This window comes from Aurantibacter aestuarii, from assembly GCF_003008425.1.
Classification (GTDB): Bacteria; Bacteroidota; Bacteroidia; order Flavobacteriales; family Flavobacteriaceae; genus Aurantibacter; species Aurantibacter aestuarii.
In genome coordinates this window covers 283,051-299,435 of sequence record NZ_PXOQ01000009.1, presented here as the reverse complement: position 1 = coordinate 299,435, position 16,385 = coordinate 283,051, and the positions used below count along the sequence as shown (strand labels likewise).

17 protein-coding genes are annotated in these 16,385 nt (G+C 32.1%); 8 read left to right on the top strand and 9 right to left on the bottom strand.

Annotation, left to right across the window (positions count from 1 at the left end):
• Positions 1-31: 31 nt before the first annotated feature.
• The 5 genes from C7H52_RS08100 to C7H52_RS08080 form a co-directional block, all read right to left on the bottom strand.
• A complete protein-coding gene (locus C7H52_RS08100) occupies positions 32-886 on the bottom strand; it encodes a substrate-binding domain-containing protein (RefSeq protein WP_106463399.1) in 855 nt (284 codons plus the stop codon).
• Positions 887-895: 9 nt separating this feature from the next.
• On the bottom strand, positions 896-1,762 hold the full coding sequence (locus C7H52_RS08095) for a nucleoside phosphorylase (RefSeq protein WP_106463398.1): 867 nt from the start codon (positions 1,760-1,762) through the stop codon (positions 896-898).
• Complete coding sequence (locus C7H52_RS08090; RefSeq protein WP_106463397.1) at positions 1,763-2,692, bottom strand: DUF1835 domain-containing protein; 930 nt, start codon at positions 2,690-2,692, stop codon at positions 1,763-1,765.
• Positions 2,693-3,016: a translation initiation factor gene (locus C7H52_RS08085; RefSeq protein WP_106463396.1), complete on the bottom strand. Its 324-nt coding sequence runs from the start codon at positions 3,014-3,016 to the stop codon at positions 2,693-2,695. It abuts the gene before it with no gap.
• 142 nt (positions 3,017-3,158) lie between these two features.
• Complete coding sequence (locus C7H52_RS08080) at positions 3,159-4,106, bottom strand: isopenicillin N synthase family dioxygenase (RefSeq protein ID WP_106463395.1); 948 nt, start codon at positions 4,104-4,106, stop codon at positions 3,159-3,161.
• 206 nt (positions 4,107-4,312) lie between these two features.
• Between C7H52_RS08080 and C7H52_RS08075 the strand changes: the two genes are divergently transcribed.
• The 3 genes from C7H52_RS08075 (at position 4,313) to C7H52_RS08065 (ending at position 7,595) form a co-directional block, all read left to right on the top strand.
• The gene (locus tag C7H52_RS08075) at positions 4,313-6,232 is read left to right on the top strand and encodes an alpha-ketoacid dehydrogenase subunit alpha/beta (RefSeq protein WP_106463914.1); all 1,920 of its coding nucleotides are present in this window, start codon (positions 4,313-4,315) and stop codon (positions 6,230-6,232) included.
• A 116-nt stretch (positions 6,233-6,348) separates the two neighbouring features.
• Positions 6,349-7,056 (top strand): hypothetical protein, encoded by a 708-nt coding sequence (locus C7H52_RS08070; protein WP_106463394.1) that lies wholly within the window; start codon positions 6,349-6,351, stop codon positions 7,054-7,056.
• Positions 7,057-7,145: 89 nt separating this feature from the next.
• Positions 7,146-7,595 (top strand): cold-shock protein, encoded by a 450-nt coding sequence (locus tag C7H52_RS08065; RefSeq protein WP_106463393.1) that lies wholly within the window; start codon positions 7,146-7,148, stop codon positions 7,593-7,595.
• Here the strand turns inward: C7H52_RS08065 and C7H52_RS08060 are convergent.
• From C7H52_RS08060 to porX, 4 genes are read right to left on the bottom strand one after another with little or no spacing between them, the layout of a single operon-like run.
• Positions 7,592-7,966 carry a hypothetical protein gene (locus tag C7H52_RS08060; RefSeq protein WP_106463392.1) on the bottom strand — a complete coding sequence of 125 codons (375 nt, stop codon included), beginning with the start codon at positions 7,964-7,966 and terminating at the stop codon, positions 7,592-7,594. The genes C7H52_RS08065 and C7H52_RS08060 overlap by 4 nt on opposite strands.
• A gap of 22 nt (positions 7,967-7,988) precedes the next feature.
• Positions 7,989-9,188: an alanine dehydrogenase gene (locus C7H52_RS08055; protein WP_106463391.1), complete on the bottom strand. Its 1,200-nt coding sequence runs from the start codon at positions 9,186-9,188 to the stop codon at positions 7,989-7,991.
• Positions 9,189-9,227: 39 nt separating this feature from the next.
• The gene (tsaE, locus tag C7H52_RS08050; protein WP_106463390.1) at positions 9,228-9,638 is read right to left on the bottom strand and encodes a tRNA (adenosine(37)-N6)-threonylcarbamoyltransferase complex ATPase subunit type 1 TsaE; all 411 of its coding nucleotides are present in this window, start codon (positions 9,636-9,638) and stop codon (positions 9,228-9,230) included.
• Position 9,639: 1 nt separating this feature from the next.
• Positions 9,640-11,193: a T9SS response regulator signal transducer PorX gene (gene porX / locus C7H52_RS08045; RefSeq protein ID WP_106463389.1), complete on the bottom strand. Its 1,554-nt coding sequence runs from the start codon at positions 11,191-11,193 to the stop codon at positions 9,640-9,642.
• A 35-nt stretch (positions 11,194-11,228) separates the two neighbouring features.
• Between porX and C7H52_RS08040 the strand changes: the two genes are divergently transcribed.
• Genes C7H52_RS08040 through efp form a run of 5 tightly spaced genes read left to right on the top strand, consistent with a single transcriptional unit; the run spans position 11,229 to position 16,326 of the window.
• On the top strand, positions 11,229-12,458 hold the full coding sequence (locus C7H52_RS08040) for an HD domain-containing protein (protein WP_106463388.1): 1,230 nt from the start codon (positions 11,229-11,231) through the stop codon (positions 12,456-12,458).
• A gap of 24 nt (positions 12,459-12,482) precedes the next feature.
• Positions 12,483-13,511, top strand: a complete 1,029-nt coding sequence (gene lpxD / locus C7H52_RS08035) for a UDP-3-O-(3-hydroxymyristoyl)glucosamine N-acyltransferase (protein ID WP_106463387.1) — start codon at positions 12,483-12,485, stop codon at positions 13,509-13,511.
• A complete protein-coding gene (locus C7H52_RS08030; RefSeq protein WP_106463386.1) occupies positions 13,498-14,904 on the top strand; it encodes a bifunctional UDP-3-O-[3-hydroxymyristoyl] N-acetylglucosamine deacetylase/3-hydroxyacyl-ACP dehydratase in 1,407 nt (468 codons plus the stop codon). Before lpxD ends, C7H52_RS08030 begins: the two co-directional genes overlap by 14 nt.
• Before the next feature lie 41 nt (positions 14,905-14,945).
• Positions 14,946-15,731, top strand: coding sequence for an acyl-ACP--UDP-N-acetylglucosamine O-acyltransferase (gene lpxA / locus C7H52_RS08025; protein ID WP_106463385.1), 786 nt, complete (start codon positions 14,946-14,948; stop codon positions 15,729-15,731).
• A 28-nt stretch (positions 15,732-15,759) separates the two neighbouring features.
• Positions 15,760-16,326 carry an elongation factor P gene (efp, locus tag C7H52_RS08020; RefSeq protein WP_106463384.1) on the top strand — a complete coding sequence of 189 codons (567 nt, stop codon included), beginning with the start codon at positions 15,760-15,762 and terminating at the stop codon, positions 16,324-16,326.
• Positions 16,327-16,385 lie beyond the last annotated feature (59 nt).

Below are 16,385 nucleotides of genomic sequence, written 5' to 3'. Positions count from 1 at the left end.
ATAATGAGAATACCTACTAATAAAATTTGTACTATAATTCAAACACCAAATTTTCATAATCCCATTTTTCAGGAATAATGTTTAAGGCAAATAATTCGTTTTGAACTTTAGTAATGGTTTCTTTAGTAATATTTTTTTGTGACCATTCGGTTAAACTTAACCATTCTTGGACATCTTCAATCTCCTGTTCGTAACGGTTAGCAATCATGCGGTCAATACTTGGGATATCTTTAAATTCTTCGGTAGTCGTATTTACAATATTTAGAATCGTCTTAACATCTTCTAAATTTGTTTTTAAAAACTCTTCACGCACAGCAATAACAAAACAAGGCCAAGGAGAAGGTAGGTTTCCTATACGTCTAAACGTGCCATTATCTACTAAAGGTTTTGTGGTGAATTTTTCCCACATGAAATAATCGGCTTTGTCTTCGGTGAGACCTTCAACCGCACCTTCTAGATTTTTAATGACTTCAAATTTTAAATCTTTTTCAAGATCCCAATTATTATTTTCAGCATTTACATAAGACATTAAATGAGATCCGGAACCATATCTGCTAATGGCAGCACGAGTTCCTTTAATATCATCTATAGTTTTAAATTTGGAATGATTAGCCACGTGAATACCCCAGTTTAAAGGCGATTTCACAAACACTTGTACAATTTTGGATGGGTTTCCTGCAATAATATCTTTAACTATACCTTCGGTTAAAATCACAGCCATATCAATATCGCCATTACGCAAACCTTTACACATTTCGCCAGTACCACCAAAATAATCGTGCCAACGTAAATTTATATTTTCGGCTTTAAAATCGCCATTTTTTAAACCTAAATACCAGGCTAAATTAAAATGTTCTGGGACACCGCCAATATTTACTAAATTCATAAAATCTCTCTAAACTAACTTATCTAAAGTATATCTAATTAATTGATCTACTATTTCTGACGGATTATCGCTAAATTCTCCCGTAGAACGATTTGCTAAAATTGCATTCAAAGATAATGCATTGTGCCCTAATAATTTCGATAAGCCATAAATTCCTGCAGTTTCCATCTCAAGATTTGTTATTTTAAGCTCATTAAACTCAAAAGCAGAAAGCTTATCATTTAACTCATCGTCTTGAGTTTTTAATCTTAAAATACGTCCTTGAGGGCCATAAAATCCAACATTAGTTGCTGTAAAACCACTCACTGTTTTTGAAGATGAGAATTGGTCTATCAGTTCTTTTGAACCTTTCACAACATAAGGCTCAGATTTTTTTTCGAACCAATTCGTCTGCTCAATTATAGCCTGAGAAATTTCTTGATGTTGAATTGATTCACTATCATAAAAATGAAGTAAACTGTCAAAACCGACTGCTAATTCACTAATTAAAAAAGAATTAATTGGAATATTTGCTTGAATAGCTCCAGAAGTCCCAATTCTAATAATATCTAAAGCCGTTATATCTGTTTTAATTTCTCTTGTTTTAAAGTCGATATTTACTAAGGCATCTAGTTCATTAAAGACAATATCTATATTATCTGTACCAATTCCGGTAGAAATTACGGTAATACGCTTTCCTTTATAGATTCCTGTGTGAGTGCAAAATTCACGTTTCTGTTTTTTAACCTCAATAGTATCAAAGTATTGAGATACAGATGCTACACGATCCGGATCTCCTACAGTTATAATCGAATTTGCAACCTCAGAGGGTTTTAAATTTAAATGGTAAATACTTCCGTCTGGATTAATAATTAATTCGGATTCTTTTAAAGGCATTTAAACGGTTTTTATTAATTTATTTTCTTTTTTATTGAAGTAGTAGTCGTATTTATTTACAGCACCAAAAATTAAATCATTTTCTAATTGGTCATGTACATTTTTAAGATGATTTAAAACCAAGTTTCCTTCACGATTTACAGTAACTTGTTCTTCTGTAATCGTGAAAAAAGGACTAAGTTTATCTATAATTCGTTTTAACTGAATATCTCCAAACCCATAAAATCCTTGATAATGCAATGCATAACCTAATAAATGATGTAAACTTTTAATATTATTGTTTTTTACCAGTTTAATAATATTAAACTCCAAAGTACTCAAACCACTTCTGGAGTCTGGAAAACGACGTAAGTGTGCTTTTAAACAATTAGTTAAATATTCAAAACTGGAAGATGTAACAATTAATGGCTTGAATTTGTTATGATCTTTAGAATTATAAATTTCCCAACAGGTTTTGGCCAATTCTAAGTCTGAATCATATAAAATAACACGATTTTTATAATGATTTTTTAATTGAAACGACTTTAATTCTCCTATAGCTTTTAATCCTTTTTCATTTTCAACTCTTCCGCTACAAACTAAAGACACTGGAGTAGTATTATTTTTAGCTAATAGCTGATATATAATAGCAATAAGGTTAATATGGCAAAACAAATCATATTCAAACCAAAGTACGATTTCATCATAATCGTCTAAATGATTTAGTTTATCTATTTCAGACTTAAATTCATTTCGCTTATACTCCAAATTGTAATAGGAACTAAGAAATTGTTCTCTTTTTTCAATAAACGCATCGGTATCTACAAGTAAATCTGTAGGACCTTCACAAAGCATTTCGTGCCAAGTTAAAAAAACTCCAGAAAACTGGAGCACTTTTAAACGTTCAGTTAAAACAGAACCGTTAGTAATATGTAAGGTATTAGAAGTCAATTAGCCTCCAACTCGTTTAACATTAAAACCTTTATCTTTTAGTATCTCCATAATTTTATCTCTGTAATCGCCTTGAATGATAATTTTATCGTCTTTAAAACTACCACCAACACTTAAAGTTTGCTTAATTTCTTTGGCTAATGTTTTAAAATCGCTTGTAGCGCCAGTATAACCATCTATAATAGTGATAGGTTTTCCTTTTCGCTTTTCGTACTTACAAAGTAAAGGATCGTCTTGTAACCAAATGTTTGAAGCTTCTTCCTTTATTTCAGGAGTTTCTTCATGTTCAGGAAACAAGTTTTTTAGTTGATCTTTTAAATCCATCTTTTATTTTTAGTATTCAGTTCTCAGTCTACAGTCCTCAGTACTTAATATTCGGTATTACAAAATATAATAATTATTAGTCTAAACCTTCTATAGCCAACAAACAACTGCTTACTGAAGACTGCCTACTGAGGACTGATTACTACTTAATTAACCCTAATTCTCTTAAACGCTCATTTAAAAATTCACCAGCAGTAATATCTTCAAATTGTTTTGGGTTTGTTTCACTAATACAATTATCTAACACATCCAGTTTCATTTCACTTACAGGATGCATAAAGAAAGGGATAGAATAACGCGAAGTGCCCCAAGATTCTTTTGGCGGATTCACCACACGATGTATAGTAGATTTTAACTTGTTGTTGGTGTGACGTGACAACATATCGCCCACATTAATCATTAATTCATCAGGTTCTGCTATGGCATCAATCCATTCACCTTTGTGGTTTTGAACCTGTAAACCTTTACCTTGGGCACCCATAAGTAGGGTAATCAAGTTAATATCTCCATGAGCTGCAGCACGAACCGCATCTTTTGGCTCCTGCGTAATTGGTGGATAATGAATTGGTCTTAATATAGAATTACCATTATGGATATAATTATCAAAATACGTTTCTTCTAAATCTAAATATAAAGCTAAAGCACGTAACACGTATTTAGCAGTTTTTTCCAACATTTGGTAAGCTTCCTTACCAACTTTATTAAATTCTGGTAATTCTTTTACTTCAACATTATCTGGGTATTCTTCAGCTAAAGCTGGATTATCATCCACATATTGTCCAAAATGCCAAAATTCTTTTAAATCGCCTTCCTTTTTACCTTTGGCACTTTCTTTACCAAAAGACACATAGCCACGTTGTCCACCAATACCTTCAATTTCGTATTTATGTTTGGTTTCAAGAGGCAGTTCGAAAAAATTCTTTATTTCATTATAAAGGTTATCAACTAATTGATCGTCTAAAAAATGGCCTTTTAACGCCACAAAACCAATTTCTTCATAGGCTTTACCAATTTGATCAACAAATTGTTGCTTTTTTACGGGGTCGTTAGATATAAAATCCTTTAAATTAACACTTGGGATATGATTCATATGTCTTAAAATTACAGTCTATACTACAAATGTAACGAAAACGATTGAAAATTTATAATAAGATGACGCCCTAATTAAATGAATTATGCCATTTAATATTATATATTTGATTTGTTAAATTAAAACACATTCTTTTGGATTATAATGCAATTACGTACAATAAGACAGAGTTAACTTCTGATGTACTATTAAATCTCTACAAAAGCATGCTAAAGCCTCGATTAATAGAGGAAAAGATGCTTATTTTATTACGACAAGGAAAAGTAAGTAAATGGTTTTCTGGCATTGGGCAGGAAGCAATTTCTGTTGGTGTTACCTTAGCTTTACATAGCGATGAGTATATTTTACCAATGCATAGAAATTTAGGTGTTTTTACTACTCGAAAAATTCCTTTACATCGCTTATTCTCACAATGGCAGGGTAAAGCAAACGGATTTACAAAAGGTAGAGACCGTAGTTTTCACTTTGGTACTCAAGAGTTTAATATCGTTGGGATGATTTCGCACTTAGGTCCTCAATTTGGAGTAGCCGATGGAATTGCTTTAGCTAGCAAACTTAAAAATTTAAACCAGGTTACCGCGGTATTTACAGGAGAAGGTGGAACCAGTGAAGGTGATATTCATGAAGCCTTAAACGTAGCATCGGTTTGGAGTTTGCCTGTTATTTTCTGTATTGAAAACAATGGTTATGGGTTATCGACACCTACTAATGAACAGTATAATTGTGAGCATTTAGCCGATCGTGCTAAGGGTTATGGTATGGAATCTCATATTATTGATGGGAATAATATTATTGAAGTATTTACCAAGTTAGATGCTATTGCTAAAGATTTAAGACAGAACACTCGTCCTGTTTTAATAGAATTTAAAACCTTTAGAATGCGTGGACATGAAGAGGCGAGTGGTACAAAATATGTTCCGCAAGACCTTATGGACCAATGGGAGAAAAAAGATCCTATAGAAAACTTTAAACGCTATTTAATTGCTGAAAAAATATTAACAGATGGTATAGACGATTTAATTAAAGAAGAATTTAAAGCTGAAATTAATGAGCATTTAGATATCGCATATGCTGAAGAAGTAATTACACCATCTGTTGAAAATGAATTAAATGATGTCTACAAACCTTTTGAATATGAGGCATTTGATGCAGAAAGTGACACAGAAGAATTACGTTTAATTGATGCCATTTCGGAAGGTTTAAAACAAAGCATGGAAAAACATGATGATTTAGTCATCATGGGACAAGATGTTGCAGAATATGGAGGTGTTTTTAAAATTACAGACGGTTTTGTAGACCAATTTGGTAAAGATCGCGTAAGAAACACACCAATTTGCGAGTCGGCTATTATAGAAACCGCAATGGGTTTATCCATTTGTGGTATTAAAAGTGTGGTAGAGCTTCAATTTGCCGATTTTGTGACGTCTGGTTTTAATCCTGTTGTTAATTATTTGGCAAAATCCCATTACCGCTGGAACCAGAATGCCGATGTGGTTTTAAGAATGCCATGTGGAGCAGGAGTTGCAGCTGGTCCATTTCATAGCCAAACCAACGAAGCCTGGTTTACAAAAACACCAGGATTAAAAGTGGTTTACCCTGCATTTCCTAAAGATGCTAAAGGTCTTTTGGCAACTGCAATTAACGATCCAAATCCGGTGTTGTTTTTTGAGCATAAAGCGTTATACAGAAGTATTCGTCAGGACGTTCCATCTAATTATTTTACCATCCCATTTGGAGAAGCGGCTACTTTAAAAACCGGAGAAACTATTTCCATTATTACCTATGGAGCAGGAGTGCACTGGGCTATAGAAGTTTTAGAAAAGCACCCAGAAATTTCTGCAGATTTAATCGATTTACGCTCACTTCAACCTTTAGATACAGACTCTATTTATGCTTCTGTTAAAAAAACAGGTAAAGCAATAATTTTGCAAGAGGATTCTTTATTTGGTGGTATTGCAAGTGATATTTCTGCATTAATTATGGAAGAATGTTTTGAGCATTTGGACGCACCAGTTAAGCGTGTGGCAAGTTTAGACACACCAATCCCTTTTATTAATCAATTGGAAGAGCAATATTTGGCTAAAGGTCGTTTTGAAGATGAACTTCTTCAACTCGTGGCTTATTAAGTCTTAATATTTTTATAACTATTTAATTTTAAAGCGAAAGTTTCTTAACTTTCGCTTTATCTGTTTATTAGGTATGGTTTTTGATTTACCTAATATGTTTAATATAAGTATCATTCATGAAGTACCTTATTTTCCTTATTTGCTTTAGTGTTTTTACAATTTCAAACGCTCAAATTGATAGCAGAGATAACTCTTTTGCTATCCCTGCGGAAGACACTGAAGACCCAAAAGCAGATAATAAAGCCAATTTTAAACCAGATGATAAAAACAGTATTAATCCTGATGAAGCGGCTGAAAATGAAACTTTAGAACCAATAACCAAACCATCGGTAGAAAAAAAGGTGAAAGAGTTTACTATGTTTGATAAGGAGAATTATAAGAATCCTGCGGAACAATTTACAGGAAAATTAAAAAATGCTCTAAAATTTGAAGAAGATAGAGAACGTAAAAATAATGGAAGTACCGTTAACCAGTTTCTTGGTCAGTTTAAAACAACTGCTAAAATAGTTAATATCATCTACCGAGATCATCAATATCCAGATGGAGATATGATTCGAGTATATGTAAATGAAGAAATAGCGGTAAATAGAGTTACGTTAACTAGTCAGGTAAATGGTTTAAACCTAGTTTTAGAAGATGGTATTAATAAAATAGATTTTTACGCATTAAATCAAGGAACTTCTGGACCAAATACTGCAGAATTTAGAATTTTAGACGAAAATGGTGTAGTTATTTCTTCAAATCAATGGAATTTAGCTACTGGTGTAAAAGCAACTATTATTCTCTTAAAAGAAGATGGACAACTAAAATTGAGTGAAAAATAAAATATTGTAAAGTTTTAATTATCTTTACACGACTTCAAGAAAGCAAAAAGCTTTCAAATTAATAACTTAAATCATATATAAAATAAATAATGGCAAAGTCGCAACAGACCTTTAACAAATTAGAAAAAGAAAAAAAGCGTTTAAAAAAACGCGAAGACAAGATTAAGAAAAAAAATGCACGTAAGGCAGAAGCGGCTGAAAACCCACAAGGAATTCAATTTGCATATGTAGACTACAATGGAAACTTAGTAGATACGCCTCCAAACCCAGAAGATAAAATAAAAGTTGAAGCCGACAATATAGTTTTAGGAGTTCCTAAAAAAGAAGAAGGTGAAGCTGAAGATCCAGTAAGAGAAGGAAAAGTATCTTTCTTTGATTCTTCTAAAGGATTCGGGTTTATTATTGATACAGAGAACAACGAAAAATACTTCTGTCACGTTTCTGGATTAATTGATACTATTGTTGAGAACGACAAAGTGTCTTTTGAACTTGAAAAAGGAGCTAAAGGTTTAAATGCAGTTCGAGTTAAGAAGATTTAATCTTCTAACTCTGCTTTTAACAAGGTTGCTTTAGCATTACAATTTTCAATAGTAAGTAAGTAGTCATTTTTATCTAATGAAGATTCTAATACATAAATAGCGCAAGGTTTTTTTCTCGCTTCACTTTTAGAAAAATTAATATCTGCTTTTTTTATAAGTAGGTCTATTTTAGCACTATCTAATTGTAATCGTCTAGTTTCTTCTGTTGAACTTTCCGAATAAGTTAAAGGTTTTAATCTTATATTTTTAATCACACGAGCATCTGGGCTGTAATCGCAAGATGCTTTTTTTCCGTTTAAAAAGAAGGCTAGCAATACTAAACCTATTGCAAATCCGCCAAAATAGTAGCCAAAACGTTTTAATAAATCCATAATTTGGTTTTAGTGGGCAAATTTAAAACAATAATAAGTTTATATCACTATAATTAAGACCAAACCATTCCCCAACAGACGCATTGGTTAAAATACCTTTATAGGCATACAAACCATGTCTTAAACCGTGGTCATATCTCATGGCTTGTTCAACTCCACCATTATCTGCAATATTTAATAAATAAGGCGTAAATATGTTACTTATTGCTGCAGATGCTGTTCTGGAATATCTTGCTGGAATATTTGGTACACAATAGTGTATCACACCATGCTTTGTAAAAAATGGTCTTTTATGACTCGTAATTTCACTGGTTTCTATACAGCCACCCATATCGATACTTACATCAATAATAACCGAACCGTTTTTCATACTTTCAACCATATCTTCTGTCACTAGAATAGGAGAGCGGTCTTTGCCACGTACAGCACCAATTAACACATCACAGCGTTTTAAGGCTTTGCTTAAATATTTAGGTTGCAAAGTAGAAGTGTAAAAGGTTTGACTTAAATTAGACTGAATACAACGTAGCTTAGTTATAGAGCTATCAAATACTTTAATACTTGCGCCTAAACCCAGAGCACTTCTGGCGGCAAATTCTCCTACAGTTCCTGCGCCAATAATAACAACTTCTAAAGGTGGAACACCACTAATATTACCAAATAAAAGTCCGTTACCTTCACTAGAACTGCTTAGTAATTCCGAAGCTATTAAAACCGATGCTGTTCCTGCAATTTCACTTAACGCTCTAACCGCTGGATAAGTACCTTCCTGATCTTTAATGTACTCAAACGCTAGTGCTGTTATTTTCTTTTTTGTAATAACTTCAAAATACGCTTTGCTTTGCATTTTGATTTGTAAAGCCGAAATTAAAATAGTTTGAGGTTTAATTAACTCTAATTCTTCTAAAGTTGGCGGCTCTACTTTTAAAATCATTGGGCAACCATAAACTTTAGCGGTATCGTTAGTAATTTCCGCACCTGCTTCACTGTAGTTACGATCGCTAAATTTAGCACCAAGTCCCGCACCAGATTCTATTAAAACCCTATGTCCATTATTAACCAGAGCAGAAACTGCATCTGGCGTTAAACATACCCGTTTTTCCTGAAAAGAGTTTTCTTTAGGAATTCCAATAAACAAATCACTTTTCTTCCTTGAAATTTCTAAGGTTTCCTCTTGCGGCATAAGTTGCGCTTTAGAGAAAGGGGTTTTTGGTTGAGACATAGTGGTGGTTTTATTTATCTAAAGATTTTATGGTATAATTTAATTAGAATTTTTCAATTGTAAAACTCTATCTTGATTTTCATTGGTGTAAATTGAAACTTCAGTGTAGTTATCTAACAAAGGCTCTAGTAATTCGGGCCATTCTACAAATATATAGGCATCAGAATCTAAATAGGTTTCAATACCAAAATCATAAAGTTCGGTTTCTTCTTCTATTCGATATAAATCAAAATGATATATTGTAGAGGTAAGACCTTCATATTCATTAACAATTGAAAATGTAGGACTACTTACTTCATCTTCACAACCTAAAGCTTTAACTAGTTGTTTGATTAAAGTAGTTTTACCGGTACCCATTTCTGCTTTAAAAATGAGCGTTTTAAACTTTGCCTGTTCTAAAACAAAATTTACTGCTTTATCAATTTGTTTCAGGTTATATACTATTTCCACTTTATTTTGGTTCTAAAACAACAAAAGGAATAATCATTTCTTCTAATGAAACTCCACCATGTTGATAGGTGTTTCTAAAATAACTTACATAGTGATTGTAATTATTTGGATAAGCAAAAAACAAATCACTTTTCGCAAATATAAACGAACTACTCATGTTTATAGAAGGTAAATGTATGGTTTTTGGATCTTTTGCCACTAAGACATCTTTATCTTCATAACTTAAACTACGTCCGGTTTTATATCTTAAATTTAAACTGGTATCACGGTCGCCAATAACTTTACTAGGATTTTTAACATTTATAGTCCCATGATCTGTAGTTAAAATTAATTTAAACCCCATTTGTTGCGCTTGCTGTATCATTTCTAACAATGGAGAGTTTTTAAACCAGCTTTGTGTTAAAGAACGATACGCTTTATCGTTAGAAGCCAATTCTTTAACCACATCCATATCGGTTTTAGAATGCGAAAGCATATCTACGAAATTATAAACCACAACAGTTAAGTCGTTGTTTTTTAAACCATTAAAATTTTCAGCTAATTTTTTACCAGACTTAAGGTTAGTGATTTTATAATATTCTGTGGTTAAATTACTCAAACCTAATCGCTTTAATTGTGCGCGTAAGAAATCTTCTTCATGTAAGTTTTTTCCACCTTCATCGGTATCATTTTTCCAGAATTCTGGATGAAGTTTCTCCATATCGCTTGGCATAAGTCCAGAAAATATCGCGTTTCTGGCATATTGTGTTGCTGTTGGGAGAATACTAAAAAATGGCTGTTCTTCTGTTTTTTTGTAATGATTAGCTACAATAGGCTCAAAAGCTTTCCATTGGTCGTAACGTAAATTGTCTATAACGACCATTAATGTTGGTTGTTCTTTACTTAATAAAGGTGCAACTTTTTCTTTAAATAAAACATGAGATAACAACGGAGCATCTGTGTTTGGTGTAAACCAGTCTGGATAATTTTTATCTATAAATTTACCAAATTGGATATTGGCTTCTACTTTTTGAGACTCAAGAATTTCAACCATACTGGCATCTTCAATATCTTCCAATTGTAATTCCCAGTAAATAAGTTTTTGGTATAATGCAATCCATTCATCATAGGAATTTACCATAGACAAGTCCATTGCAATTTTTCTAAACTCTTGCTGATAATTAATGGTGGTTCGTTCAGAAACCAGTCGAGAATGGTCCAGATTTTTCTTTAGACTTAGTAAAATCTGATTTGGATTTACAGGTTTAATTAAGTAATCGGCTATTTTGTTACCAATAGCTTCTTCCATAATATATTCTTCTTCACTTTTGGTAATCATCACCACAGGGACATCGCTATGCTTTTCTTTAATCTCATTTAGGGTTTCTAAACCTGTTAAACCAGGCATATTTTCATCTAAAAAAACAATATCAAAATTATCTTCATCAACTAATTCTATAGCTTCAGAGCCACTTGTACATGTGGTTACTTTATAATTTTTTTTCTCTAAAAATAAAATATGTGGCTTAAGTAAATCGATTTCATCATCAACCCAAAGAATATGTATATTGTTCATTATATTTGTTTAAATTTTTAATTAATTCTAGACGTTTGCAAACAAGTAACAAACTTAAAATATTTAACGACCCAATTTACGGTTTTATTACTATACCAAATTCGACCATATTCGATTTAATTGCACATAAATATTTTCAAAGACTCCGCAGAATTTCTCAAATGGGTTTATCTTATTTGGTGTATCCTGGAGCACATCATACCAGATTTCATCATGCCATAGGTTGTATGCATTTAATGCAAAAAGCCGTGAATGTACTTCGTTTTAAAGGAGTTAGCATTAGCGAAGATGAAGAAAATGCATTATATATAGCCATATTATTACATGATATAGGACATGGACCATTTAGTCACGCAATGGAACATAGTATTGTAAATGGTATTTCTCATGAGCAAATTTCGCTCTTATTTATGGAGCATTTAAATAATGAATTTAACCAAACTTTAACTTTAGCCATCTCTATTTTTAAGCAGGAATATCCTCGAAAGTTTTTATGCGAGCTTATTTCTAGTCAATTTGATATGGATAGAGCCGATTATTTAAAGCGTGATAGTTTTTATACAGGTGTTTCTGAAGGAAATATTAATAGTGAAAGACTTATAACGATGATGAATGTTAAAAACGACAATCTGGTTATAGAGTATAAAGGCATTTACAGTTTAGAAAAATTCTTATTGGCTCGTCGTTTAATGTACTGGCAGGTTTATTTACATAAAACTAGTCTGGTTGCAGAACAGTTAATTATAAGGGTTTTAAAAAGAGCAAAACAGCTTAGTAAAGTAGGAGAGCAGTTAAATGCTAGTAAGCCACTAAGTTATTTTCTAAATAATGAAATTAGTTTAGATAATTTTAATGATACTGCATTGTCCTATTTTGCTCAGTTGGATGACTATGATATTATTTCGGCATTAAAAGAATGGCAGCATCATTCAGATTTTGTCTTGAGTAATTTGTGTCAAATGATTATAAATAGAAACTTACTTAAAATCAAACTGAAAAAGAAACCTATTAAAAAGGAATTATTTGAAAAACATTTAAATAAATTAATAAAAAAACATAATGTTTCTAAAGAAGAAGCGGCTTTTTTTGTGTTTACAGGTCAGGTGAGTAACCAAGCGTATCACGAAAAAAAACAAAATATTTCAATTTTGTATAAAACTGGTAAAACCGAAGATATTGTTAAGGCTTCAGACCAATTGAATTTAAAAGCACTCTCAAAACCGGTAACAAAATATTATATCTGTTATCCTAAAGAGCAATTGTAACTTTTTTTTATATTTTTGTGATTAATGAAATTTACAGCAGAACAAATCGCCGGTATATTAAATGGTGAAGTAGCAGGTAATCCTGAAACTGAGGTTTCTAAATTATCTAAAATTGAAGAAGGTAGTCCGGAATCGTTGACATTTTTGGCAAATCCGAAATACACTCCTTTTATTTATACCTCAAAAGCTTCTATAATTATAGTTAATAAAAGCTTTGTGCCAGATCAACATATAAGTGCCACTTTAATAAAAGTTGACGATGCCTACAAAGCATTTTCAACACTTTTAAATTATTATAATCAAATAAGACAAAATAAAACAGGAATTGAAACACCTCATTTTATATCAGACTCTGCAACTTATGGCGAAAATATCTATATTGGAGCATTTACCTATATAGGAAATGATGTTAAAATAGGTAATGATGTTAAAATATTTCCTAATTGTTATATAGGTGATAATGTTGTAATTTCTGACCATACTGTTATTCATCCAGGTTCAAAAATATATTTTGATTGTATTATTGGAGAACACTGTGTTGTTAATTCTGGTGTTATTATTGGAGCAGATGGTTTCGGTTTTGCACCAAATGAAAATGGAGAATATGAAAAGGTGCCACAAATTGGTAATGTGATATTAGAAGATCATGTTGATGTTGGTGCTAATTCAACAATCGATAGAGCAACTTTAGGGTCTACTGTTATTAGAAAAGGCGTAAAATTGGATAATCATATCCAAATTGCTCATAATGTAGAAATAGGTAGAAATACTGTTATTGCTGCTCAAACAGGAATTGCAGGATCGACTAAAGTAGGAGAAAATTGCCAAATTGGAGGTCAGGTTGGTATTGCTGGTCATTTAAAAATTGGAAATAATGTAAAAATACAAGCACAATCTGGCATTGGTCGTAATATAAAAGATAATGAAGTTATTCAAGGTTCTCCCGCTTTAAATTATGGAGACTTTAATAAATCTTACGTATACTTTAAAAACTTACCTAAATTAGTAAAAACAATCAATCAATTAGATAAAAAAATAAATGGGAATAGTTAAAACCGAACAGAAACAACAAACTATTAAGCAAGAAGTATCGCTTAATGGTGTTGGATTACATACAGGTCAGGATGTTACCCTAACTTTCAAACCTGCTCCAGCAAATTCAGGATATACTTTTAAAAGAATCGATTTAGAAGGTCACCCAGAAATTGCTGCAGATGCCAATTATGTTACAAATACTCAGCGAGGAACTTGTTTAGAAAAAAATGGTGTTATTATTCAGACTTGCGAGCATGTTTTAGCAGCTTGTGTTGGTTTGGATATCGATAATATCACTATTGAATTAAATGCAGCAGAGCCACCAATTCTTGATGGTTCTTCAAAATATTTTATTGAAGCTTTAGAAAAGGCAGAAATTGAAATACAAGACGATTGTAGAGAAGAGTATGTTATAACAGATGTTATATCTTATGTTGATGATGAAACTGGTAGTGAAATTTTAATAATGCCAGCTAAGGAATACCAGGTAACCACTATGGTAGATTTTGGGACTAAAGTACTTGGGACTCAAAACGCGACACTAAACACAATGTCCGATTTTAAAACTGAAATTTCTGATTCTAGAACATTTAGTTTTTTACATGAATTAGAGGCATTGCTAGAACATGGTTTAATAAAAGGAGGCGATTTAAATAACGCCATAGTATATGTGGATAAAGAATTGTCTGAAAGTACTATGTCTAAGCTTAAAAAAGCTTTTGGTAAAGATAATATCGCAGTAAAGTCTAATGGAATTTTAGATAATTTAACTTTACATCACCCTAACGAAGCTGCTAGACATAAACTACTGGATGTTATTGGAGATTTAGCTTTAACGGGTATTCGTTTAAGAGGTAAAGTTATTGCAAATAAACCAGGACATTTTGTTAACACACAATTTGCAAAAAAATTATCTAAATTAATAAAAAACGATAGACGTAATTTTGTTCCTAACATAGACATTAATCAGCCACCTCTTATGGATGTGAATCAGATTATGGAAATGTTACCGCACAGACAACCATTTTTATTAATTGATAAAATATTTGAGTTAACAGAATCTGGAGTAATTGGTCTAAAAAACGTAACCATGAATGAGGAGTTTTTTAAAGGTCATTTCCCAGGTTCTCCAGTAATGCCAGGTGTTTTAATCGTTGAAGCTATGGCGCAAACTGGAGGTATTTTAGTCTTAAATACAGTACCAGACCCAGAAAATTACTTGACATTTTTCATGAAAATAGATAAGGTGAAATTTAAACAAAAAGTAGTTCCTGGAGATACTTTAATATTTAAATGTGATTTAATTACGCCTATCAGAAGAGGTATTTGTCATATGCAAGGTTACGCTTATGCCAATGGAAAACTTTGTGCAGAAGCAGAATTAATGGCTCAAATTTCTAAAGTGAAATAAAACCTTATCTTCGTTAAAAGAAGTACTTAAAAAAGTAATAAATGAATCAACCCTTAGCATATATACATCCAGGCGCAAAAATAGCCAAAAATGTGGTTATCGAACCTTTTGTAACCATAAGCAACAATGTTGTAATTGGAGAAGGTACTTGGATTGGAAGTAATGTCACTATTATGGAAGGTGCAAGAATTGGGAAAAATTGTAATATTTTTCCAGGTGCAGTAATATCAGGAGTGCCACAAGATTTAAAATACAATGATGAAGATACATTAACCATTATTGGCGATAATGTTACCATACGTGAGTGCGTTACTATTAACCGTGGTACTTCAGACAGAATGAAGACTGTAATTGGTAACAATTGTCTTATTATGGCTTATTGTCATATTGCTCATGACTGTATTGTTGGCGATAATTGTATTTTTTCAAATAACAGTACACTAGCCGGACATATTAATGTTGGAGATAATGTTGTATTAGCTGGGATGACCGCTGTACATCAATTTTGTTCAGTTGGAAACCATGCGTTTGTAACCGGTGGTACTTTAGTACGTAAAGATGTACCTCCTTATGTTAAGGCCGGTCGAGAGCCTATTTCTTATGTAGGGATAAATTCTGTAGGTTTAAGACGTCGTGGATTTACCACAGAAAAAATTAGAGAAATTCAGGATATTTACCGTATCCTTTATCAAAAACACTATAATAACTCTCAAGCCTCTCAAATTATTGAAGCTGAAATGGAAGCAACTCCAGAGCGTGATGAAATTCTTCAGTTTATAAAGAATTCTCATAGAGGAATTATGAAAGGTTATTTCAAATCAAACTAAACATTAATTTAATTTATATACCATAATAATGGCAACAACTTCAGATATTAGAAACGGATTATGTATAAGATATAATAACGATATCTATAAAATAGTAGAATTTCTTCACGTAAAACCTGGTAAAGGACCAGCATTTGTTAGAACAAAAATGAAAAGTGTTACCAATGGTAAAGTACTTGATAATACTTTTTCGGCAGGTCATAAAATTGATGAAGTTCGTGTTGAAACACATAAGTTTCAGTTTTTATATCATGATGGGGAATTTTATCATTTTATGAATCAGGAAGACTATACACAAATAAGACTTTTAGAGTCTGCTTTAGATCGTCCAGATTTAATGAAAGAAGGAGAAGTGGTTACTATTCAGATAAATACTGAAGACAATATGCCATTATCTGTAGACATGCCTGCAACTGTTATTTTAGAAGTTACGGCTACAGAACCAGGAGTAAAAGGGAATACAGCAACCAATGCCACAAAACCGGCAACTGTTGAAACTGGTGCTGAAGTAAACGTACCATTATTTATAAATGAAGGTGATAAAATAAAGGTTGAAACGGAAAAAGGAACTTACAAAGAACGCGTTAAAGAATAATTTAAAGCTTTTAAGTGAAACAGAATTTAAGTTTATCTTAAATCTGAAGCACTTAGTAG

Coding starts and splice junctions, on each gene's coding strand:
- C7H52_RS08100 (WP_106463399.1), bottom strand. CDS start 886: ATGAATTTAGTAAATATTGGCGGTGTCCCAGAACATTTTAATTTAGCC.
- C7H52_RS08095 (WP_106463398.1), bottom strand. CDS start 1,762: ATGCCTTTAAAAGAATCCGAATTAATTATTAATCCAGACGGAAGTATT.
- C7H52_RS08085 (WP_106463396.1), bottom strand. CDS start 3,016: ATGGATTTAAAAGATCAACTAAAAAACTTGTTTCCTGAACATGAAGAA.
- C7H52_RS08080 (WP_106463395.1), bottom strand. CDS start 4,106: ATGAATCATATCCCAAGTGTTAATTTAAAGGATTTTATATCTAACGAC.
- C7H52_RS08075 (WP_106463914.1), top strand. CDS start 4,313: ATGCTAAAGCCTCGATTAATAGAGGAAAAGATGCTTATTTTATTACGA.
- C7H52_RS08070 (WP_106463394.1), top strand. CDS start 6,349: ATGAAGTACCTTATTTTCCTTATTTGCTTTAGTGTTTTTACAATTTCA.
- C7H52_RS08065 (WP_106463393.1), top strand. CDS start 7,146: ATGGCAAAGTCGCAACAGACCTTTAACAAATTAGAAAAAGAAAAAAAG.
- C7H52_RS08060 (WP_106463392.1), bottom strand. CDS start 7,966: ATGGATTTATTAAAACGTTTTGGCTACTATTTTGGCGGATTTGCAATA.
- C7H52_RS08055 (WP_106463391.1), bottom strand. CDS start 9,188: ATGTCTCAACCAAAAACCCCTTTCTCTAAAGCGCAACTTATGCCGCAA.
- porX (WP_106463389.1), bottom strand. CDS start 11,193: ATGAACAATATACATATTCTTTGGGTTGATGATGAAATCGATTTACTT.
- lpxD (WP_106463387.1), top strand. CDS start 12,483: ATGAAATTTACAGCAGAACAAATCGCCGGTATATTAAATGGTGAAGTA.
- C7H52_RS08030 (WP_106463386.1), top strand. CDS start 13,498: ATGGGAATAGTTAAAACCGAACAGAAACAACAAACTATTAAGCAAGAA.
- lpxA (WP_106463385.1), top strand. CDS start 14,946: ATGAATCAACCCTTAGCATATATACATCCAGGCGCAAAAATAGCCAAA.
- efp (WP_106463384.1), top strand. CDS start 15,760: ATGGCAACAACTTCAGATATTAGAAACGGATTATGTATAAGATATAAT.